At 74.8% G+C, this 20,492-nt stretch carries 17 protein-coding genes; 8 read left to right on the top strand and 9 right to left on the bottom strand.

Annotated elements, in window-relative coordinates; genetic code table 11:
- Nucleotides 1-64 precede the first annotated feature (64 nt).
- The 9 genes from ACSU53_RS04875 to ACSU53_RS04835 form a co-directional block, all read right to left on the bottom strand.
- Nucleotides 65-802 carry a sulfotransferase family protein gene (locus ACSU53_RS04875; protein WP_437024937.1) on the bottom strand — a complete coding sequence of 246 codons (738 nt, stop codon included), beginning with the start codon at nt 800-802 and terminating at the stop codon, nt 65-67.
- Nucleotides 799-1,581 (bottom strand): thioesterase II family protein, encoded by a 783-nt coding sequence (locus ACSU53_RS04870; protein WP_362094865.1) that lies wholly within the window; start codon nt 1,579-1,581, stop codon nt 799-801. Before ACSU53_RS04870 ends, ACSU53_RS04875 begins: the two co-directional genes overlap by 4 nt.
- Nucleotides 1,578-2,876: a cytochrome P450 gene (locus ACSU53_RS04865; RefSeq protein WP_437024935.1), complete on the bottom strand. Its 1,299-nt coding sequence runs from the start codon at nt 2,874-2,876 to the stop codon at nt 1,578-1,580. Before ACSU53_RS04865 ends, ACSU53_RS04870 begins: the two co-directional genes overlap by 4 nt.
- A gap of 35 nt (nt 2,877-2,911) precedes the next feature.
- Nucleotides 2,912-3,172 carry an acyl carrier protein gene (locus tag ACSU53_RS04860; protein WP_437024933.1) on the bottom strand — a complete coding sequence of 87 codons (261 nt, stop codon included), beginning with the start codon at nt 3,170-3,172 and terminating at the stop codon, nt 2,912-2,914.
- Entirely contained in the window at nt 3,169-4,485 is a 1,317-nt protein-coding gene (locus ACSU53_RS04855; protein WP_437024931.1) for a transketolase C-terminal domain-containing protein, read from the bottom strand. The genes ACSU53_RS04860 and ACSU53_RS04855 overlap by 4 nt, the downstream gene beginning before the upstream one ends.
- Nucleotides 4,482-5,342, bottom strand: a complete 861-nt coding sequence (locus ACSU53_RS04850; protein ID WP_437024929.1) for a transketolase — start codon at nt 5,340-5,342, stop codon at nt 4,482-4,484. The genes ACSU53_RS04855 and ACSU53_RS04850 overlap by 4 nt, the downstream gene beginning before the upstream one ends.
- Nucleotides 5,339-6,634 (bottom strand): DegT/DnrJ/EryC1/StrS family aminotransferase, encoded by a 1,296-nt coding sequence (locus tag ACSU53_RS04845; RefSeq protein WP_437024927.1) that lies wholly within the window; start codon nt 6,632-6,634, stop codon nt 5,339-5,341. The genes ACSU53_RS04850 and ACSU53_RS04845 overlap by 4 nt, the downstream gene beginning before the upstream one ends.
- Before the next feature lie 62 nt (nt 6,635-6,696).
- Nucleotides 6,697-7,779: a BtrH N-terminal domain-containing protein gene (locus tag ACSU53_RS04840; protein WP_437024925.1), complete on the bottom strand. Its 1,083-nt coding sequence runs from the start codon at nt 7,777-7,779 to the stop codon at nt 6,697-6,699.
- Nucleotides 7,776-8,381, bottom strand: coding sequence for a hypothetical protein (locus ACSU53_RS04835; protein ID WP_362094844.1), 606 nt, complete (start codon nt 8,379-8,381; stop codon nt 7,776-7,778). The genes ACSU53_RS04840 and ACSU53_RS04835 overlap by 4 nt, the downstream gene beginning before the upstream one ends.
- Before the next feature lie 144 nt (nt 8,382-8,525).
- Here ACSU53_RS04835 and lysW point away from each other — a divergent pair, with 144 nt between their 5' ends.
- The 8 genes from lysW to ACSU53_RS04795 all read left to right on the top strand — a co-directional run bounded on the left by lysW (nt 8,526) and on the right by ACSU53_RS04795 (nt 20,400).
- On the top strand, nt 8,526-8,714 hold the full coding sequence (gene lysW / locus ACSU53_RS04830; protein WP_437024922.1) for a lysine biosynthesis protein LysW: 189 nt from the start codon (nt 8,526-8,528) through the stop codon (nt 8,712-8,714).
- Nucleotides 8,707-9,687, top strand: coding sequence for a RimK family alpha-L-glutamate ligase (locus ACSU53_RS04825; protein ID WP_437024921.1), 981 nt, complete (start codon nt 8,707-8,709; stop codon nt 9,685-9,687). The genes lysW and ACSU53_RS04825 overlap by 8 nt, the downstream gene beginning before the upstream one ends.
- Nucleotides 9,684-10,703, top strand: a complete 1,020-nt coding sequence (argC, locus tag ACSU53_RS04820) for an N-acetyl-gamma-glutamyl-phosphate reductase (protein WP_437024920.1) — start codon at nt 9,684-9,686, stop codon at nt 10,701-10,703. The genes ACSU53_RS04825 and argC overlap by 4 nt, the downstream gene beginning before the upstream one ends.
- 56 nt (nt 10,704-10,759) lie before the next feature.
- A complete protein-coding gene (gene argB, locus ACSU53_RS04815; protein WP_437024919.1) occupies nt 10,760-11,596 on the top strand; it encodes an acetylglutamate kinase in 837 nt (278 codons plus the stop codon).
- A gap of 217 nt (nt 11,597-11,813) precedes the next feature.
- Nucleotides 11,814-12,908: a [LysW]-lysine hydrolase gene (locus ACSU53_RS04810; protein ID WP_437024918.1), complete on the top strand. Its 1,095-nt coding sequence runs from the start codon at nt 11,814-11,816 to the stop codon at nt 12,906-12,908.
- A 61-nt stretch (nt 12,909-12,969) separates the two neighbouring features.
- Nucleotides 12,970-13,794, top strand: coding sequence for an SDR family oxidoreductase (locus ACSU53_RS04805; RefSeq protein ID WP_362094828.1), 825 nt, complete (start codon nt 12,970-12,972; stop codon nt 13,792-13,794).
- Nucleotides 13,795-13,862: 68 nt separating this feature from the next.
- Nucleotides 13,863-17,261, top strand: a complete 3,399-nt coding sequence (locus ACSU53_RS04800; RefSeq protein ID WP_437024917.1) for an amino acid adenylation domain-containing protein — start codon at nt 13,863-13,865, stop codon at nt 17,259-17,261.
- Between the two features lie 58 nt (nt 17,262-17,319).
- On the top strand, nt 17,320-20,400 hold the full coding sequence (locus ACSU53_RS04795) for a condensation domain-containing protein (RefSeq protein WP_437024916.1): 3,081 nt from the start codon (nt 17,320-17,322) through the stop codon (nt 20,398-20,400).
- The last annotated feature ends 92 nt before the right edge of the window (nt 20,401-20,492 follow it).

Genomic DNA, 20,492 nt, shown 5'->3' with positions numbered 1-20,492 from the left:
GGCAGGGCGACGCCCCCGGCGGCGGACGCTGCCGGGGGCGGGTGCGGTGCGGGGTGGCGTGCCGTCAGCCGACGCGCAGCCGCCGCTGCCACAGGTGCTCGTAGTGCGGGAGGTGGTGCAGATAGAACGGGCCGAGCACCGGATGGCGCGGGACGTCCAGCGCCGGGCGGCTGGTGACGGCGGGACTGATCGTGCCGCTGGCGCTCGCGTCGCGGTGCCAGCGGGCGGTCTTGCGCCAGCCGGGCAGTCCGCCCGGGCGCCACGTCAGGGCGTGCTCCAGGAACGGGACACCGATCGCCGCGCAGTACGCCCGCAGCGTGTCCGCCGGCGCGGCGACCAGGTCCGCCGCGTCGACGACGGCCGGCTCGGTGCCCGTCACCGCGACGACCCGGTCGTGGATCTCGCGGAGCCACGCGAAGCCGATCTCGTCCCGCCCGAGCCCGGGGTTGAGCCCGTAGTGGGAGGCGATCGCCTCCCGTGGGTCGCGCACGATGAAGGTGTGCCGCGCCTCCGTCAGGAACCGGGTGTCCGCCAGCACGCCCGGGAAGCGGAAGTCGGTGGTGTCCTTGACGAACACCCGGCGCTCCCGGCCCAGCGCGAGCAGCCGCGCGATCACCTCCGCCTCCGTCCGGCACTCCACGCCCTCGATCTCCTCCCGGCCGAAGTCCGCCAGGTGCGAGAACGGCTCGTGCAGGACGAGGAAGTCACCGCGCTCGGCGATGCTGCGCGAGAACACGGTGGACCGGCAGCGCGGCGCGCTCCACAGGACGACCAGCCGGCCGTCGCCGTCGCGGCCGTTCACCGGCCCGCCCCCCGCAGCAGCTCGTGCACGGCGGACACGATCCGCGTCCGGTGCTCGGTGAGGAAGAAGTGACCGCCGGAGAGCACCTCCAGCGCGAACGGGCCCGACGTCTCACGTCCCCACCGCGCCATCAGCTCCGGCGGCACCTCCGGGTCCCGGTCTCCGCACCAGGCCGACACCGGGCAGGTCAGCGGGGGCGGCGAACCGATCTCCGGCTCGTACCGGTAGTTCTCGATGAGGTGGAAGTCCGCGCGGATCATCGGCAGCAGCACGTCCAGGAGTTCGTCGTGGCACAGCACTTCCTCCGGCGCCGCCCCGTAGTCCCGCAGCATGTCCACGAACCGCTCGCGCGGCAGGTCGCTCACCCGCGACGGCGGACGCACCACGGTCGGGCACGGCCGCCCGGACACGAACAGGTGCTGCACGGGATGCCCGCGGCGCTCCAGCCGCCGCGCCGTCTCGAAGGCCAGCACGGCACCCATGCTGTGGCCGAACAGGGCGGCCGGCACGGGCGAGCGGGCGATGGCCGCCGCCGCCAGGTCGGCGGCCACGGCCATGCTCGGCACCGGCTTCTCGGCCATCAGGGTCCCCCGGCCCGGCAGTTGCACGGGCACCAGTTCCACGTCGGACCGGAACTCCTCGGCCCAGGCGTGGTAGTACGCGGCGGAGCCCCCTGCGAACGGGAAGCAGTACAGCGCCACCCGGGGCGGGGCACCGGCCGCCCGGTGCCTGCGCTCCAGCCAGCTCGCGGACGTGGGGGACGGGACCGTGACGCTCATGCGACCGCCCCCGCCGCGGCGCGGGAGCGTGCCGGAGCCGTCCGGGCGCGGGGCGTCAGCCGTACCGGCAGGTGCTTGAAGCCGGCCACGAAGTTCGACGCCAGGTGCACCGGCTCGCCGGCCGTCTCGACCGATTCGACCCGCTCGGCCAGCTCGTCGAGGAACACCCGCAGGGCGAGGCGGGCGAGGCCGGAACCGATGCAGTAGTGCGGCCCGACCCCGAACGCGATGTGCCGGTTGGGCCGACGGGCGATGTCGAAGGTGAACGGGTCCTTGAAGACGCGCTCGTCACGGTTGGCCGAGCCCAGCCAGACGCTGACCGGGTCGCCCGCCCGGATCGTCCGCCCGCCCAGTTCCACGTCGGCCGTGGCGTACCGCATGAAATGGCTAGCGGGCGAGGACCAGCGCAGCAGCTCCTCCAGGGCGGTGCCGCGCAGCTGCGGGTTCTGCTGCAGCGCCCGGAACTGCTCCGGGTGCTGGGCCATGGTCAGGGCGGTGGTGGAGACCACGTGGGGCGTGGTCACGTTGGCGCCGAGGAGCAGGCTGTAGCAGTTGAGCATGATCTGCCGCTCGGTCAGCGGCTCGCCCTCCAGGTTCATCCGCAGCAGGATGCCGATCAGGTCGTCGCCGGGGTCCGTGCGGTCCCGGCGGGCGATCTCGTCGCTGAAGAAGGAGAACAGCTCGTGGTGCGCCTGGCGCAGGGTGGGCTTGGGCGCCTTCTCCATGTAGTCGGGGTCGTCGTAGGCGATGGTCATCGTGGTCAGCCTCGACATGCGGTCCCAGGTCTCGCGGGGGAGGCCCATCATGGAACCGGTGAACGCCATGGGGAACATCAGCGCGGCCTGCGCCAGGTCGAACACCTCACCGTCCAGGGCGGGTTCGAGCATCTCGCGGACGATGCCGCGGATCGAGTCCTCCTGGGCGGCGACGGCACGGGGCGTCATCACGCGGTTGAGCGGGTCGCGCAGCTGGCCGTGCCGGGGCGGGTCGGTGTCCGGCATCATCTGGTCGGAGGCGATGTCCGGCATGGACAGGTCGATGATGCAGAGCATGGTCCCGCGCCGGGAGGAGAAGACCGTGTGGTCCTTGAGCACCCGGCTGACGTCCGCGTGCCGGGTGACCACCCAGAAGGGCTCCCGGCCGTCGGAGGGCGTGAAGTGGTGGACCGGGTCGTGGGCCCGCAGGTGGGTCCACAGCGCGTGCGGGTCGCCCTCGGTGTAGTACGTCGAGGCGAGGAAGTCCACGTCCGTCACATCGGTGTCCGCCGGGGCGAACGGCGGTGTCGAAAGGCGCATTGCTTGTCTCCTCCGGGAAGGGCCGGACGGCCGGGTCAGGCCGAGGTGTCGGACAGCTGATCGAGGGTGGCGGCGAGTTCGGCGACGGACGTGCCGCGGTAGAAGTCGCGGACGGGCAGCCGCACTCCGCGCTCCTGCTCGATCAGTGCGATCAGGTCCATCGCCGACAGCGAGGTCCCGCCGAGGACGAAGAAGTCGTCGTCGGGACCGGGGGTGCCGACGCCGAGCAGCCGGGCGAACAGGGCGGCGACGTAGTCCTGCGACGCCGGGCCGGCGGACGTGGTCTGCGTGCTCATGAGGGCCTGCTTTCCGAGGGGGTTGCGGACGTGATCGGTGTGGCCGGACGGGTACGGTCCGGGGCTGCGGACGGCTGTGCGCGACGCCCGGGCGCCGGAGAACCCGGCGTCCCGCGGTAGGGCGTCCCGTACGGCTCACCGCACGGGTTCGGGTGGGGGGCCGGGCGGACCGGACGCGGGAGCGGGTCCGCGTCGGACGCCCGGCCGGCTGCCGGCTCCGGTCGCGGGGCCGGGGGAGGGCCGGTCCGGTGCGGCGCGGGCACCCCGGGGGCCCCTCCGGCGGGCCGGGGCCGCACCGGACGGCCGGCGGGCCGGCGGTCGTCGGCGGGCGGGGCGAGGGCCAGCGCCCGCAGCGCGGCGTCGTGGACGGCCTGCGCGCTCACCCCGGTGCCGGCGAGCAGCCCCGCGTGGTCGTCGACGAGCCCGGGCAGCGGGCCCGTCACCGCGACCCGCAGTACGGGCCGGGGGGCGTGGGCGGCGACGACGTGCGTGACGGCGTCCCCGAGACCGCCCTGCGGCCGGTGCTCCTCCACCGTGACGAGCGCGGCGGTCCCGGCGGCCGCCGCCGCGACCGCCGCCTCGTCGAACGGGGCCAGGGTGTGGACCTGCAGCACCCGGGCCGTCACCCCGTCCCCGGCGAGCCGGTCGGCGGCGGTCAGCGCGAAGTGCACGGGGAGCGGGCCGCACGCCACCAGCGTGACGTCGTCACCGGCCCGCAGGGTCACGGCCTCGCCGATCCGGAACGGCGGGACCGGCCCGCCGTGGACGGCAGGGGTCGCCGACCGTCCCAGCCGGAGGTAGGAGGGCCCGTCCAGCTGGTGCAGTGCCGCCAGGGCGGGGCCGATCTCCCGGACGTCGGCGGGCACGACGACGGTCAGCCCGTGCAGCGCCCGGGTGACGGCGAGGTCCTCCAGGCAGTAGTGCGTGCTGCCGAAGTGCGCCGCGGACAGGCCGGCGTGGGTGGCCACCACGCGGACCGGCAGGCCGGTGCCGACGATGTCGAGCTTCAGCTGCTCGGCCGCCCGGGTCGCGGCGAACGTGGCCATGGTGTGGGCGTACGGGCGCAGTCCGCGGGCGGCGAGTCCCGCCGACACGGTGAACAGGTTCGCCTCGGCGATGCCGGTGCTGACGTAGCGCTCGGGGAACCGGCTGCCGAAGGAGGTGTCCAGGCCGCCCAGGTCGGAGTCGAGGCAGAGCACGCGCTCGTCGTGGGCGGCGAGGGCCGTCAGGGCCTCCCGGTACACCTCCCGGGGACCGGAGGGCGCCGGCCGCGGCCCGGCGGGCGTGGACGGGCCGGTGGCCGGGGCGGTCACCGGGCCACCTGCCCCGCTGCGCGCAGCGCGGCGAGCGCCCGCCGGTGCAGTGCCGGGCTCAGCGTCACGTAGTGACTCGCCACCCGGCGCTCCAGGAACGGGATGCCGCGTCCCTTGACGGTGCGGGCGACCACGGCGACCGGCCGTCCGCTCCCGGAGGGGGTGGCGAGTGCGGTGCGCAGTGCGGTGTGGTCGTGGCCGTCGGTCTCCCGGACCTCCCAGCCGAACGACCGCAGCCGGTCCCCGAGCGGCTCCAGGGACACCGACCCCTCCGTCGCCGCGGCCTGCTGCAGGCCGTTGCGGTCGACGATCGCGGTGAGGCGGGACAGCCGGCGGTGGCCGGCGAACATCAGGGACTCCCACACGGAGCCCTCCTGCAGCTCCCCGTCCCCCATCAGGACGAAGACCCGTTCCCCGGTGTCGCGCCCCAGCTGCCCGGCGAGCGCCAGACCGCAGCCGAGTGCCAGACCGTGTCCGAGCGAGCCGGTCGCGAACTCCACACCGGGCAGGCCGCGGGACGGGTGCCCGAACAGCCGGCTGCCGGGCGAGGCGTACCCGTCCAGTTCGGCCGCGTCGAGCAGTCCGCGGGCGGCGAGCGCCGCGTACAGGGCCGGTGCCGCGTGGCCCTTGCTCAGCACGAAGGAGTCCCCGGGCAGGTCGAGCACGTCGAAGTAGAGGACGGCCAGGATGTCCGCGCAGGACAGGCTGCCCCCGAGATGGGCGCCCTGGCGGCCGGCGGCCATGCCGACGATGCCGCGGCGGATGCGCAGCGCGGCCTCCTCGGTGGCCCGGCGCGCGGCCCTGTCCGGCGCTTCCGCGGGGGCCGGCGGGTGCCCGGTGGCGGTGGGGGAGGTCATGCGGTGCTCACCTCCCGCCTGCCGCGAGCGGCCGGGGAGGCGGAGCGCACCATCCGGCGGATCAGCCCCAGGTGCTGCCAGACCTTCTCGAAGCCGTCGGCGTACGCCGCGAGCACCGGGCCGGAGCCGGGGTCGAGGTGGCGCCGCTGCAGGCACAGCGAGTCCGTGAGCACGGCGCGGGCCACGGGGAACCGCGCGCCGGCCGGGACGTACGGGGCGAAGGCGGGGTGCGCCGGCAGCGGCTCCTCCTGGTAGCGCGACACCGGTACGCCCTCGGCGCGCAGCGCCCGGTGCAGGGCCCGGCGCAGGTCCGCCGCGTCCCCGTCCGCCAGCCCCAGCGCCCGCGGCTCCAGCCGGAACCGCAGAATGTGCCAGACGTGGACCGAGCCCTCGGGCACCGTCGGTACCCGCAGGCCGGGCAGCCGGGCGAGCCGGTCGAGGAAGGCCAGGATCCCGGGCGTCCGGAGGCGGCAGTACTCGTCGAGACGGGTGAGCTGACTGCGCGCGAACGCCGCCTCCACCGGCCCGATGCGGTGGTTCCATCCGGCGACGTGGGACACATAGCTGCGGGTGCGCCCAGGACGCGGGTCCTCACCGAACTGCCGCAGCCGCAGGACGCGTTCGTGCAGCTCCGGGTCGTCGGTGGTGAGCAGGCCGCCCTCGCCGCAGGTGGGCAGGTTCTTGCTGGGGTGCAGACTGAAGCAGCCCACGGTGCCCAGTGAGCCGGTGCGCCGGCCCCGGTGGACGGCTCCGTGCGACTGGGCGGCGTCCTCCACGACCGCGGCGCCGAGTCCCGCGGCGACCGTCCGCAGGGCGTCCATGTCGGCGGGCAGCCCGTGCAGGTGGACCGGGAGCAGCGCCCGGGTGCGCGGACCCGCCACGGCGCGCACGGCGTCCGGGTCCATGGTGTACGTCCGCGGGTCGATGTCCGCGAAGACCGGCCGGGCTCCCTGCTGGACCACGGCCAGGGCGGTGGCGTTCATCGAGACGGCGGGCACCACCACCTCGTCGCCGGGGCCCACGCCGATCGCGGCGAGGGCCAGCTGCAGCGCCGCGGTGCCGGAGCCGACGGCCGCGCAGTGCGCGGTGCCGGTGTAGGCGGCCCACTCCCGTTCCAGGCCCGGCACCTCCTCCTCGCCCTCGGCCGTGGCGGTGAGCCGTCCGCCGCGCAGGACCCGGCCCACGGCCTCTTCGTCGTCCCGGGTGACCACCGGCCACCGGGGGGCCGCGGTCTCCGGCGGGACCGCGCGGGGTCCGCCGAGCATCGCGAGCTGGTGCGGTCGCTCCGTCATGCCTGTCGGTCCGCCTCTCTCGGTTCCCTCGGTCATGGGGGTGTGCGTCGGGCGTGCGGCGGTCACGGCCGGTCCAGCGCGGACTCGACCGCCTGCAGCGAGGCCTCGTAACCGCGCAACAGGGCGTGGGCGTGTTCGGTGACCTGGCGGACCGCCTCGCGGGGGTTCTCCTCGCCGTGCGCCGCGCTGATCCGGACGCCGGTCCAGGCGTGGGAGACCAGATCGACGGCACGGCCCGCCTCGGCGAGGCGGAAGCGGCCCAGCCGCCGGGCGGTCGCGGCGAGGAACCGGGCGTGCAGCCCGGCCTCGGCCTGCGCGGGCCAGCCGACGCGGTAGGTCCGCAGCAACGGGCCCGCCCCCTCGGCGGCGACGGCGCCGGGCAGGGCGTCGAAGTAGGCGGCGAGGGCGGGCAGGCCGTCGCCCTCCGCGCCGCGCAGGGAACGCACGTTGGTCTCCAGCGCGGTCCGCACCCAGGACCAGGTCGGCTCCGGCTGCGGTCCTTCCGTGCGGACCTCCAGCCAGCGCCTGGCGGGCCCCGACCCGGCGAAGAAGGGGTCGCTGCCGTCGTCCGGGTTGGCGGACGAGCGGCTGCGTTCCAGGACCTCGCGGGGCAGCGGCCCGCGGTAGGCGGGCGGCATCGGGTCGAGCACCCGGTAGGTGCGGGTGTCCGCGTCGTAGCCGGTCACCATCAGGAGGTGTCCGGCGTGCACGTCGTGGTAGGCCGGGCGGAACGGCAGATGGTAGTTGTCGACCGAGACGATGGGGACGACGCCGTCGGCGAGCGCGGCGGCCACCTGGTCGTGGGCCTCGGCGTCGTCGGCGGGCCGGTGCCAGCGCAGGGTCAGCGGGTGGTAGAGGCCGAAGGAGGAGGCCAGGTCCTCTCCGGCGGGGTGGAAGAACTCGACGGGTTCGCACTCCTCGGGCACTTCCCGCAGCCGCCATCCGGTGCCCAGGGCCTGCAGCGGGTCCCAGCCGCCGAGCCGCAGCACGTGCATCAGGTCGACCTGGAGGCAGCTGCAGAGGTCGTCGTACCAGGCGGGGGAGGAGGTCACCGGCACCGCGCCCGTGTACGGCCCGGTGGGGGTCGTGCTGACGGGGCCCGGGGCGCCTCCCGCGACGGGGCCCGCACTCTCCAGGACGGTCATCGGACTCCCTCCACGGTCATGGCGAAGAGGTGCAGGGCGGCGTTGTCGGGCAGCCGCACGCTGCGCAGTGGTTCCCGGCGTACGGCCGGGACGCGCACCGACCAGACCTGACCGCCGAGGTCGGGCTGGATGTGGTGCGGGTAGTGCATGCCGGCCGAGCGGGCCGCGAGCACCTCGCCGAAGTGCCCGGTGGCCGGCCAGAAGTCCGACACCCGGATCCACTCGGGGTCCACGGCCCCGGAGGCGTAGTGCAGGTGGACGGTCTCCTCGCAGCGCCGCTCGGAGGTGATCAGCAGGTGCAGCCAGTCGGCGGCGGTGCCGTCCGGAAGGTGGACGAGCTGACCGGTGCAGCGCACGTTGTCGGGCGCGACGCCGTCGGGCGCGCAGACGTCGAACTCGACACCGGAGACCCGGATCCGGCCGGTCGGCAGGGTGCCGATGGGCAGGCTGTTGCCCCACACGTTGAGCCGGCCGTTGCCCAGGGTGTCGGGACCGGTGAAGGCGACGTTGTTGAACAGGTCGGTGAGCCGCAGCGGCAGTTGTATGTGCTCCTTCGCCTCCCTGCTTCTCGCGTCGGCCGGTTCGATGACTTGTAGCGTCACTTCGGTCCCCCTCCACGCACAGAGTGATACTGACCCCTGAACTCTACATAGAGTCTCGCTTGACTTTGAAGAGTCTGTAGCTTTTAGATGGAGTCAATCGCCCGGATCGGGCAAGATGCTTCATGAATCGATGTGGAGTGAGTGATGACTCTGGACACCATGACCGAGCGAGCCGCCTGCCCGGACTGCGGCGCGGAGGTCGGCCTGGCCGCGGACACCGAGGTCACCGAGATCGTCGTGTGCACCGGCTGCGCCGCGGAGCTGGAGGTCGTCGCGGTGGGGCCGGTCACCCTCGCGCTGGCCCCCGAGATCGAAGAGGACTGGGGTGAGTGACCCGACCCGGACCGGGGCGGAGCCCGGTACCGGCGACGGCGGGCCCGTCGCGCTGATCGCCTCCCGGGTGCGTTTCGAGGAGAAGCTCCTGCTCGAAGCGTTCCGCAGGCGCGGCGCGGCGGTCGTCGTGATCGACGACCGGACGCTCTGCCACCGGGTCGGCGACCCGGCGCCCGCCTGGCGGGCGGTGTGCAACCGCTCCCTCGCCGGCACCCGGCGCCTCGAAGTGAGCCGTCTGTGCGAGGCCCTGGGCATTCCGGTGACCAACTCGGCGTCCACCGTGGCCGTCTGCGACAACAAGATCCACAGCACCCTGGTCCTGCACCGCGCGGGACTGCCCGTCCCCGACACGGCCGTGGCCCTCACCCCGGCCGCCGGCGGGGAGGCGCTGCGCCGGGTCGGACTGCCCGCGGTGGTCAAGCCCGTCAACGGCTCCTGGGGCCGGGGACTGTGCAAGATCAACGACATCGACGCCGCCGAGGCCGTGCTCGCCCTCAAGGAGACACTGCCCTCGCCGCAGCAACAGCTCGTCTACGCCCAGGAGTTCGTCCGCACCCCGCAACGGGACATCCGGGTCGTCGTCGCCGGCGACCGCGCCGTGGCGGCCGTCCACCGGACGGGGGAGCACTGGATCGGCAACGTCTCACGGGGCGCCCGCACCAGCCGCTGCCCGCTCACCCCCGAGATCGAGGATCTCGCGCTGCGGGCCGCCAAGGCCGTCGGCGGCGGTCTGCTCGGGGTCGACCTGCTGGAGAGCGACGACGGGCGGCTGCTCGTCAACGAGGTCAACAGCGGCGTCGAGTTCCGGGGCGCGGCGGTCGGCGACGAGTCCACCGCCCGTGCCATCGCCGGGGCCTTCGCCGACCACGTGCTGAGCGGGGCACTGCCGGCCGGGGGCCCTCCCGGCGAGCAGGCGCGCAGCGCCGCCCCCGCGACCGGACCCGCACCGCGTCAGGAGGGCGACCAGCCATGAGAGCCAGCATCCTGGGAGGCGCCGGCTACGTCGGAGGCGAACTGGCCCGGCTCCTGCTCGGCCACCCCGTCCTCGACCTGGTGCAGGCGACGTCCCGGAGCCACACGGGCCGGCCCCTGCACACCGCCCACCCCAACCTCCGCGGCACGCACGGGCCGTCCTTCACCGATCCGGCCCGCCTGGAGCGCGTGGACGTCCTGTTCAGCGCCCTGCCGCGCGGGGAGTTCACCGCCCGGCTCGACGAACTGCGCGGCACGGCCGGACTCCTGGTCGACCTCAGCCCCGACTTCCGGCTCCACGACCCCGAGGCCGCCGAGCGGCACTACGGCGCGGGCTCCGCCGCGCGGGCCGCGGACGCCACCGCCTTCGTCCCCGGCCTGCCCGAGGTCTACCGGGACCGGCTGCGCACCGCGGACCGGATCGCGGTGCCCGGCTGCATGGCGACGGCGGCCGTCCTCGCCCTGCGCCCCCTCGCGGACGCCGCACTCGTGGAGGGGGACGTCCTGGTCGACGCCCGTACCGGCTCCAGCGGCTCGGGGCACACCCCCGGCGCCGCCGGACACCACCCCGAACGGGCCTCCGCCCTGCGGGTGTACGGGCCGGTCGGCCACCGGCACGAACCGGAGATCACCCAGCACACCGGCGTACGGGCCCGGATGACCGTCACGGCCGTACCCGCCGTGCGCGGCGTCCAGGTCGTCGCCCAGGTCCGTCCCGGCCGCACGGTCACCCGGGCCGAGGTCTGGTCCGCCTACCGCAAGGCGTACGCCGGCGAGCCGTTCGTGCGGCTCGTCGCACAGCGCCAGGGACTGCACCGGCTGCCGGAACCACGGGTGCTGCTCGGCTCCAACCACTGCGACATCGGCTTCGACCTCGACGACGACCGGATCGTCGCGGTCGCGGCACTCGACAACCTCGTCAAGGGCGCGGCGGGCGGAGCCGTGCAGAGCGCGAACATCGCCACCGGCCTGCCGGAGCGGTCGGGGCTGGACTTCCCCGGCCTGCACCCGCTGTGAACCGGCCCGGGGGCCGGCCACCCGGGACGGCCCGCCCGACGTGAAGGGAGGACAGGATGACACTCGTCGTGAAACTGGGCAGCGGCACCGACCGGGACGCCGTCCTCGACGACATCGCCGCACTCACCGTGCAGGGCACCCGGGTCGTGCTCGTCCACGGCGGCGGAGCGGAGGCCGACCGGCTGAGCGGCCAGCTGGGCCGCACCGTGGAACACCTGCGGTCGGCCGACGGCACCAGCGCCCGGCGCACCGACCCCGCGGCGCTCGACACGCTGACCATGGCCCTGCTCGGACGGGTCAAGCCCGCCCTGCTGAGCGGGCTGCGCCGGCGCGGCATCGCCGCCACCGGGCTGTCCGGCGCGGACGGCGGCACGCTGACCGCGGTCCGCAAGACGGCGCTGCGCGTGGACGACGGCGGCGGCCGGGTACGGATCGTCCGCGACGACCTCAGCGGCCGGGTCGACCGCGTGGACCCGGCCCTGCTGCGCGCCCTGCTCGCCGCGGGGCACCTGCCGGTGCTGTCGCCGCCCGCCGCGGCCGAGGACGGCACGCTGCTCAACGTCGACGCCGACCGCGCCGCGGCCGCCGTCGCCCGCGCGCTGGAGGCCACCGCCCTCGTGCTGCTCACCCGCGCCCCGGGAGTCCTCGGCGACGCCGGCCGCCCCGACACCCTGCTCCCCGACCTGGACGTGGGCCCGGCCGCACCGCTTCCGCCGTCCGTACACGGCCGGATGCGTCACAAACTGCGCTCCGCGGCGGACGCGCTGGCCGGCGGGGTGGAGCTGGTGGCCATCGCCCCCGGTCACGGCCCCGCCCCCGTCCGCGCGGCGCTGCAGGCCCGCTCGGGCACCCGACTGCACCTGACCGCCACGACGCACCGGAGACCCGCGTGAACACCCGCGAGCGTCCAGGCCGCGTCGTCCGCGGCGCGGACCGCACCGTCCCGCACGCCGGCCGCGTGGGACGCACCCGCCCCGGTTCGGCCCCGGCCGCCGGACCGGCGTCCGGCACCCGCGTACCGGGCCGCGTGCCGCCGCGCGGGCCCCTCCCGCCGGCCGGCCCCTGGGCCACGGTCCGGAGCCCGGCAGCGCGTGCGGGGAGGGGGACCGGGTGAGCGGCGGCGACATCTGTCCGACGCGGCTCCTGCGCGGACTCGTGGGGATCCCCTCCGTCTCCGGACGGGAGGAACGGGCCTCCGCGTACCTCGCCGGACAGATGGAACGGTTCGGCATGCGCGCCGGGGTGGACGCCGTGGGCAACGCCGTCGGGGAGATCGGCCCGCCCGACGGGCCCACCGTGCTGCTCCTGGGCCACATCGACACCGTTCCCGGCGACATCGCGGTCTGCCAGGTCGGCGATCTGCTCTACGGCCGCGGCACCGTCGACGCCAAGGGCCCGCTCGCCGCCATGACCTGCGCCGCCGTCCGCGCCGCGGCCGCCCGGCCGGGGCTGCGGATCGTCGTGGCTGGCGCCGTCGGTGAGGAGGTGCCCGGCTCACGGGGGGCCCGGCACCTGCTGCGCACCCTGCCCGCGCCGGACGCCGTCGTCATCGGCGAGCCCAGCGGCTGGGACGGGGTCTGCCTCGGCTACAAGGGCCGGGTCGGCGTCGAGTACGAGGTCAGCCGCCCGCCCATGCACACCTCCAGCCCCGAGGAGACCGCCGTCGAGGCGGCCGCCGCGTTCTGGCGCGGGGTCGACGCCTACATGCGGCGGGTCTCCGGCACGCACGAGGGCGTGTCCTTCGACGCGGCCGCCGCCACCCTGGTGCGGCTCGACGGCGACATCCGGGACGCCACCGCGTCCATCACCTGCCGGGTCCCGGCCGGATTCGACTTCGAAGACTTCCAGCGGTTCGTCCACGACACGGCCGTGCACGCCGCGGCGCGCCTGGACGAACGCGTGCCCGCCGTGCGACGCGACGTCTCCGACCCGGTGGCCCGCGCCCTGCGCAAGGCCATCAGGCAGCACGGCGGACACCCGGTCCTGCGCCTGAAGGCCGGCACCTCGGACATGAACGTCGTCGACCACCGGTGGCCCGTCCCGATGGTCGCCTACGGCCCCGGCGACGCCCACCTCGACCACACCGACGACGAACACATCGACCTCGGGGACCTCCACCGGTCCGTCGACGTCCTGACCCGGGCACTGACCGACCTGGCCGGCGTGCTGCGCCGCGCACCGGCCGCCGCCCTCACGCACGTCTAGCCGACACCCAGGCCCCGCGGGCACCCGCGCGGGCGGATCACATGCGAAGGAGCGCGTCACCATGGGGCGAGCCGACAACAAGACCGTCATGATCACCGGTGCGGCCCGTGCCCTGGGCCGCTCGCACGCCCTGCTGTTCGCCGAGGAGGGCGCGGACCTGGTGCTCGTCGACCTCGGCCGGGAGGACGGCGGGCCGTACGCGATGCCGGGCCGCAAGCTCCTGGAGGAGACCGCACGGGACTGCCGCCGTCTCGGCAGCCGCGTGGTCACCGCGGTCGCCGACGTCCGGGACCAGGCCCAGGTCGACGCGGCGGCGGCCGCCGGGATCGAGGAGTTCGGCGCCGTCGACGTCCTCGTCAACAACGCCGGACTGCTCGCCCCCGGCGGCGTCATGTCGCACGAACTGTCCGAGGAGGACTGGCAGCTCGTCATCGACGTCAACCTCAACGGCACCTGGCGCTGCGCCCGCGCGGTGCTCCCGCACATGGCGGCGCGGCGCAGCGGCGTCATCGTCAACACCGCCTCCACCGGAGGGCTCGTCGGCTTCGAGATGTTCTCCAGCTACGTCGCCTCCAAGCACGCCGTCGTCGGCCTGACGAAGGCCCTCGCCCTGGAGTACGGCCGGCTCGGCATCCGCGTCAACGCCGTCTGCCCGACCACCGTCGAGGCCGATCCGGCGCTGCGCACGGAGAGCACCACGGCCGTCGCGGCCTCCATCGGCAGCTCCCTGGAGGACTACGAACGCAGTTCCGCCTCCTACCACGCACTGCGCCGGCTGGTCACCGCCCGCGAGGTCTCCGAAGCCGTCCTCTGGCTCGCCGCCGACAGCGCCGGCGGCGTCACCGGCACCTGCCTCGTCGTCGACGGCGGCTTCACCGCCCGCTGACCGCCGGGACGCGCCCCGCCGGCCGTCCCGCCCCACCTCGAAGACCGGTTCACCCGATGGAGCCCGCCATGACCGACCTGGCCCTGCCCCTGGACGACGACGTCGCGCGACGCCTCGCCGCCCTCGATCCGCAACGACGCGACCTCGCCCTGCGGATGCTCGCCGAGACCGCCGCGGGACGCCCGGAGCGGGGGATCGGACGGCGGCCCGGCGACGTCACCGAGCCGCCCCTGTCCTACGAGCAGGAACGCCTGTGGTTCATGGACCGGCTGGTGCCCTTCCGCGAGGTCTTCCACGTGCCGACCGCCCTGCGGCTGCACGGGCCGCTCGACCCGGACGCCCTGCGGCGCGCCCTGCGGCGCACCGTGCAGCGGCACGAGTCGCTGCGGACCGTGTTCACCGAGACCGCGCGGGGCCCCGTGCAGACCGTGCTCGACCGGGTCGACGTCCCGATGACCGTCGACGACCTGACCGGCCGCCCCGACGCCCGCCGGCTGGCGGAGCAGCGCGCCGCCGACGCCGTCCTGGAACCCTTCGACCTGGAACGCGGCCCGCTCCTGCGCGTCCGTCTCCACCGCACCGCCGCCCAGGAGTGGCTGCTGCTGATCGTGCAGCACCACATCGTCTCCGACTACTGGTCCCTCGGCATCCTGCTCGACGAGATCGGGGCCCTGTACGCCGCGGAGCGCGACGGCACCCCCGCCCCCGCCGCACCGCCGCTCCACTACCCCGACTTCGCGCACTGGCAGCGGCAGACCCTCACCGGCGAGAACCTGCGGCGCGAACTGGACTTCTGGCGGGACACCCTGGCCGACGCCCCCGAACTCCTCGAACTGCCCGTCGACCGCCCCCGCACCGCGGAGCGCCGCACCCGGGGCCGCTTCCACCCCGTGCGCTTCGCCCCCGCCCTGACCCGCTCCGTGCGCGACCTCGCCGCCGCCGAGGGCGCCACCCTCCACCAGGCCTTCCTCACCGCCTACTTCGCGGCCCTGTCCCGGCACGTGCGCCAGGACGACATCGTGGTCGGCGTCCCCGTCGCCGGACGCAGCCGCCCCGAAGTGCAGTCGATGATCGGCTACTTCCTCAACTGGCTGCCCATCCGCGTCCGGTTCGGCGACCGGCCCTCGTTCCGCGAACTGCTGCACCGGGTCACCCGGGCGTCGAACGAGGCCTTCGCCCACCAGGACCTGCCGTTCGAGATGCTGGTGCAGGCCCTCGGAACCCGCCGCGCCCCCGGCACCACGCCCGTCTTCCAGACCTCCTTCAGCCTGCGCGACGCCCCTCCCGCACCGCCGACGTTCCCCGGCACCACCGTCGAGTACGCCGACCTCGGCGGCGGCGCGACGCACTACGACATGATGGCCGAGCTGTGGGCCGAGGGCGGCACCGTCACCGGCTACCTCCCCTACAACGACGAACTGTTCGACGACAGCACCATCGGATCGTTCTTCGACCGCATGCACCGCCTGCTCGAGGACGCCGTCCGGCGCCCCGACACCCCCGTCGCCGGCCTCGACCTCCTCGGCGTCCGGGAACGCGCCCGGCTCCTCGCCCCACCCGCGGCCCCGCCGTCCGGCGCCGGCACCACCCTCCACGACCGGTTCACCGCCACCGCGGCCCGCTGCGCCGACCGCACCGCCGTCACCTTCGAGGACGAACACCTCACCTACGCGGACCTGGACCGCCGCTCCAACCGCTTCGCCCACGCGCTGCGCGCCCTCGGCGCCGGCCCCGGCCGCAACGTCGGCGTCCACCTCGACCGGTGCGCCGACCTGCCGGCCGCCCTCCTCGGCGTGCTCAAGACCGGCGCCGCGTACGTCCCCGTCGACGCCGACAACCCGCCCGAGCGGACTGCCGTCCAGTTCGCCGACGCGCACTGCGCGGCCGTCGTCACCACCTCCGACCTGGCCGCCCGGTACCCGGACTCCACCCCGCCCGCCCTGCTGCTCGACGACGACGGCGACCCCCTCGCCGGCTTCCCCGACACCCCCGTGGCCGTCCCCGCGACGGACCCGGGCGCACCGGCGTACATCATCTACACCTCCGGCTCCACCGGCGTGCCCAAGGGAGTCGTCGTCAGCCACGCCAACGCGCTGCGCCTGTTCACCGCGGCCGAGGAACACTTCGACGTCGGCCCCGACGACGTCTGGACGATGTTCCACTCCCACGCGTTCGACTTCTCGGTGTGGGAACTGTGGGGCGCCCTCCTGCACGGCGGCCGTCTCGTCGTCGTGCCCCACTGGGTGACCCGCGCCGCCGACGAGTTCGCCGCACTCGTCGCCGCAGAAGGCGTCACCGTCCTCAACCAGACACCCTCCTCCTTCTCCCAGTTCAGCCGGATGGTCCTGGAACGCAGGCCGGAACTCTCCCTGCGGTACGTGGTGTTCGGCGGCGAGGCCCTCGACCCGACCGCCCTCGCCGCCTGGTTCGCCGCCTACGGCGACAGCGCGCCGTCGCTCGTCAACATGTACGGCATCACGGAGACCACCGTCCACGTCACCCACCGGCGCGTCACGGCGGCCGACGCGGCCGGGACCGACTCGGTCATCGGCGACCCCCTGCGCGACCTCGCCCTGTACGTCCTCGACGACGACCTGAACCCCGTCCCGCCCGGCGTCCCGGGGGAGATCTTCGTCGGCGGAGCGGGCGTCGCCCTCGGTTACCTCGGCCGGCCCGGCCTCACCGCCGACCGGATGCTCCCCGACCCCTTCGGCACCGAACCCGGCGCCCGGATGTACCGCAGCGGCGACCTCGCCCGGCGCACGCCCGGCGGTGACCTGTGCTACCTGGGACGCGCCGACGGCCAGGTCAAGATCCGCGGCCACCGGATCGAGCTGGGCGAGATCCGCTCGGCCCTGCTGGCGCTCCCCGGCATCGTCGACGCGGTGGTCGTCACCCGGGCCGACACCACCGGCGGCCGGCGGCTGATCGCCTACGTCGTCCCGTCCGACGGGAGCGAGGTCAACGGCCGCGAGCTGCGCCGGGCCCTCGGCCGCGGACTGCCCGAGTGGATGATCCCCACCGTCTACGAGCCCCTGGACGCCATCCCCCTCACCCGCAACGGCAAGGTCGACCAGCGGGCCCTGCCCGCGCCCGGAGCCGGCCCCGACGCGGCGGCCCGGGCCCACGTGCCGCCGCAGACCGACACCGAGAAGGCACTCGCCGCCATCTGGCAGGAGCTCCTCGGCGTCCCCCGGGTGGGCCTGGACGACGACTTCTTCCAGATCGGCGGCCACTCCCTGATGGTCGTCCAGCTGGTCTCCCGCATCCGCGAACGGCTCGGCCGCGAAGTGCCGATCGCCGGCATGTTCCAGCACCCCGGCCTGCGCGAGATGGCCACCGAGATCGACGCGGGCGCGGGTTCCCACGACGCGGGCGCCGCCATGGAAGCGGACCGCGAGACCGCCCTCGCCGGGATGAGCGAAGCCGAGATCGACGCCATGCTCGCCGCCCTCGACGACGCCTGAGCCCCGCCCCGCCGCAGACCACGGACGACCGACCCCAGACCGAGGAGAACCCCCTGCGATGCGCCCCGAAGACGAGCAGCTGCCCCTGACACCCGTCCAGGCCCAACTGTGGTTCGCCGAAACCATGGAGACGAGCCGCACCCTCTACACCGAGTCCGGCGGACTGCGGCTGACCGGCCCCGTCGACCGTGCGGCCCTGGGGCGGGCGGTGCTCGCCGCCGTCGCACGCCACGAGGCCCTGCGCACCGTGGTGCCCGCACCGGACGGCGTTCCCGTGATGAGGGTCCTGCCCCCGCCCGAGACGCCGCCCCTGACCTTCGCCAGCGTCCTCGGCATCCCGCCCGAACACCGGGACGAGGCCACGCGGGCCGCCGCCACCGACTTCGTGGAGCGCGCCGTGGACCTCGCCGAGGGGCCGCTCCTGCGCGCCCTGCTCATCGACGCCGACGAGGGCACGTCGGTGTTCGTCCTCGCCTGTCACCACGTGGTGTGCGACGCCACCTCCGCCGCCCTCGTCCTCGACGAGATCGTCCGCGACTACGAGGCGTTCACCGCGGGCCGGATCTCCTCCGTCCCCGAACCCGCCCTGCAGTTCGGCGACTTCGCCGTGTGGGAGCGCGACACCCGCGACGCGGCGGAGCCCGCGGAGCTGGCCCACTGGCGGGAGACCCTGCGGGACGCGCCGGACGTCCTGGACCTGGGGGCGGGCCGTCCGCGGCCCCCTCGGAAGGGCACCACCGGCACCCGGGTGGAGTTCCGCCTCGGCGACGATCTCGCCGACCGGCTGCTCGCCCTCGCCCGGAGGCACCGCACCTCCGGCTACGTCACGGCACTCGCCGCCTTCGCCGGGCTCGTCGCCCGCCGCACCGGCCGCGACGACTTCCTCCTCGGCACCATGGTGCCGGGCCGGGACCTGCCCGAACTCGAACAGGTCGTCGGCCAGTTCGCCAACACCGTCCCCGTCCGCCTGGACGCCTCCGCGGACCCGGACTTCGAGGAGCTGATCCGCCGCACGGGCCGCGCCGTGTCCGCCGCCGCCGGCCACGGACGGACCAGCCTCGGCAGGATCGTCGAGACGGCGCTCCCCGGCGGCAGCCGCTCCGACAGCCGCAACGCCCTCCTGCAGCACCTCTTCCTGCCCCGTCTCTCCCCGGTGTCCACACCACGCTTCGGAGCCGCGGCCGCCGAGCCCTTCGAGGTGGACCGCACCCGCGGCCGCCTCGACACCATCACCGAGATCGACCTGAGTCCCGGACGGCTGCGCGCCTGGGTCGAATACGACACCGAACTGTTCACCGCGGACGAGATCGGCCTGCTGTTCACCGAGTACGCGGCCGTGCTCCGCGCCTGGGCCGAGGACCCCGCCGTCGCGCTGTCCGCCCTCCCCGTCACCGCCGTCGAGCCGGTCGGCGAGGACACCCGGCCCGAGGAGGAGGGCGGCGCCCGGACACCGTCGGCCGACTCGGTGCTGCTCTCCCTGGTCCGCGAGGTCTGGGCACGGGAACTGGGCCTGCCCGACGTCGGCCCCGACGACGACTTCTTCGTCATGGGCGGGCACTCCATGCTCTCCGCGAAGCTCGTCGGCCGGCTGGGGGAGACCTTCGCGGTGCGCCTGCCGCTGCGCACCCTCTTCGAGAACCCCACGCCCGCGCTGCTCACCGCCGAGATCCAGCGCATGTACCCCGAGATCGACGAACTGGTCCGCAGCGTCGCCCAGCTGACCGGCAGCCTCGCCGACACCGAGCCCGCGGCGGACGCGGAGGGGACGGCCGGGACCGGACCGGCCGGGGACGCCGCCGAGCGGCTCGTCCCGCTCGCCGCCTCACAGCTCCAGATCTGGCTGGCCGAGCAGAAGAACCCCGGGACGCTCACCCACACCGTGCCGATGCTGCTCACCCTGAACGGCCCGCTCGACACGGCTGCCCTCCGGGGCGCGGTCGCGGACGTCGTCGCCCGGCAGGAGGCCCTGCGCAGCACCTTCGTCGAGGTCGACGCCGAACCCCGCCAGCGCATCGTCCCGCACCTGGACGTGCCCGTCCCGCTGATCGACCTGTCCGGGACGCCCTCCCGGACGGAACGCGCGCGGGAAGCCGCCAGGCTGCGCCAGGAGACCGCCCACACCCCCCTCGACCTGGAGAACGGACCCCTGCTGAAGGTCCGCCTGGTCCGGCTGGGCGAGGAGGAGCACGTACTGCACCTGCTGTTCCACCACCTCGTCACCGACGAGGTGTCGATGACGCTGTTCATGCGGGAGCTGTCCGAGTTCTACCGGGCCCGCACCGAAGGACGCGCCCACCGCCTGCCGCCCCTGACCACCGGCATGGCCGACATCGTCGCGGACGAGCGCGCCATGCTCGCCGGACCGGAGGGCGAACGCCTGCGCCGCTACTGGGTGCGGCGGCTGACCGGGGCCCGCGAACTGCGCCTCGACACCGACCGGCCGCGCACGGCGGACATCGGCCAGGTGGGTGAGTTCCTCCAGGGCTGGGCACCGGGCGACCTGCTCACCCGCATGTCCGAGGCGGCCAGGGAGCGGCAGAGCACCGTCTTCACGGTGTTCCTCACCGCCGTCCTCACCGTGCTGCACCGGCTCAGCGGCGAGAACGACATCGTCATCGGCGTCCCGTGCGAGAACCGCACCCAGCCCGGTGCCGACCGGCTCATGGGGTGCTTCCTCAACGTGCTCCCGTTGCGCGTCGACTGCTCGGGGGACCCGACGTTCGCCGAATTCCAGCGCCGCGTCGGCGAACGGCTCCTCGACGCCTACGACCACCAGCGGCTCCCCGTCGCCGACATCGTGGACGCCCTGCGGCCGGTCCGCTCGGGCGACCGCCAGCCCCTGTTCCAGGTCACCTGCGAACTCCAGCTCGCTCTGTGGATGCCGCTGGACCTGCCGGACATCACGGTCGAGTACGAACTCGTCTCGCACGGCACCGCCCGCTACGAGATGTCCTTCCACGGCCAGGCCCGGCCCGACCGGCTGAGCGTGGCCCTGGAACTCAACACCGGCCTGTGGTCCCGGGAGACGGGGCTCGCACGCATCGACGACGTCCTGACGGTGCTGCGGCAGGCGACGGCCGAGGGCGGCGGCACGACCCCGCTGTCGGCCTTCCTGCCGGGCCGGCCCCTGGCTCGCTGACCGGCGAGAACCGTACGACGGGCAAGCCCGGTGCCACCGCGCCCGGCTGCCTCAGGGGCCCGGCACGGCGGCGGGGAGGAGGCGGCGATCCC

The organism is Streptomyces sp. enrichment culture (genome assembly GCF_964273255.1).
In the GTDB taxonomy this organism is placed as follows: Bacteria; Actinomycetota; Actinomycetes; order Streptomycetales; family Streptomycetaceae; genus Streptomyces.
This window is presented reverse-complemented; position numbering and strand designations above follow the sequence as displayed.

Coding starts and splice junctions, on each gene's coding strand:
- ACSU53_RS04840 (WP_437024925.1), bottom strand. CDS start 7,779: ATGACCGTCCTGGAGAGTGCGGGCCCCGTCGCGGGAGGCGCCCCGGGC.
- ACSU53_RS04850 (WP_437024929.1), bottom strand. CDS start 5,342: ATGACCTCCCCCACCGCCACCGGGCACCCGCCGGCCCCCGCGGAAGCG.
- ACSU53_RS04845 (WP_437024927.1), bottom strand. CDS start 6,634: ATGACGGAGCGACCGCACCAGCTCGCGATGCTCGGCGGACCCCGCGCG.
- ACSU53_RS04870 (WP_362094865.1), bottom strand. CDS start 1,581: ATGAGCGTCACGGTCCCGTCCCCCACGTCCGCGAGCTGGCTGGAGCGC.
- argC (WP_437024920.1), top strand. CDS start 9,684: ATGAGAGCCAGCATCCTGGGAGGCGCCGGCTACGTCGGAGGCGAACTG.
- ACSU53_RS04860 (WP_437024933.1), bottom strand. CDS start 3,172: ATGAGCACGCAGACCACGTCCGCCGGCCCGGCGTCGCAGGACTACGTC.
- ACSU53_RS04800 (WP_437024917.1), top strand. CDS start 13,863: ATGACCGACCTGGCCCTGCCCCTGGACGACGACGTCGCGCGACGCCTC.
- lysW (WP_437024922.1), top strand. CDS start 8,526: ATGACTCTGGACACCATGACCGAGCGAGCCGCCTGCCCGGACTGCGGC.
- argB (WP_437024919.1), top strand. CDS start 10,760: ATGACACTCGTCGTGAAACTGGGCAGCGGCACCGACCGGGACGCCGTC.
- ACSU53_RS04805 (WP_362094828.1), top strand. CDS start 12,970: ATGGGGCGAGCCGACAACAAGACCGTCATGATCACCGGTGCGGCCCGT.
- ACSU53_RS04795 (WP_437024916.1), top strand. CDS start 17,320: ATGCGCCCCGAAGACGAGCAGCTGCCCCTGACACCCGTCCAGGCCCAA.
- ACSU53_RS04865 (WP_437024935.1), bottom strand. CDS start 2,876: ATGCGCCTTTCGACACCGCCGTTCGCCCCGGCGGACACCGATGTGACG.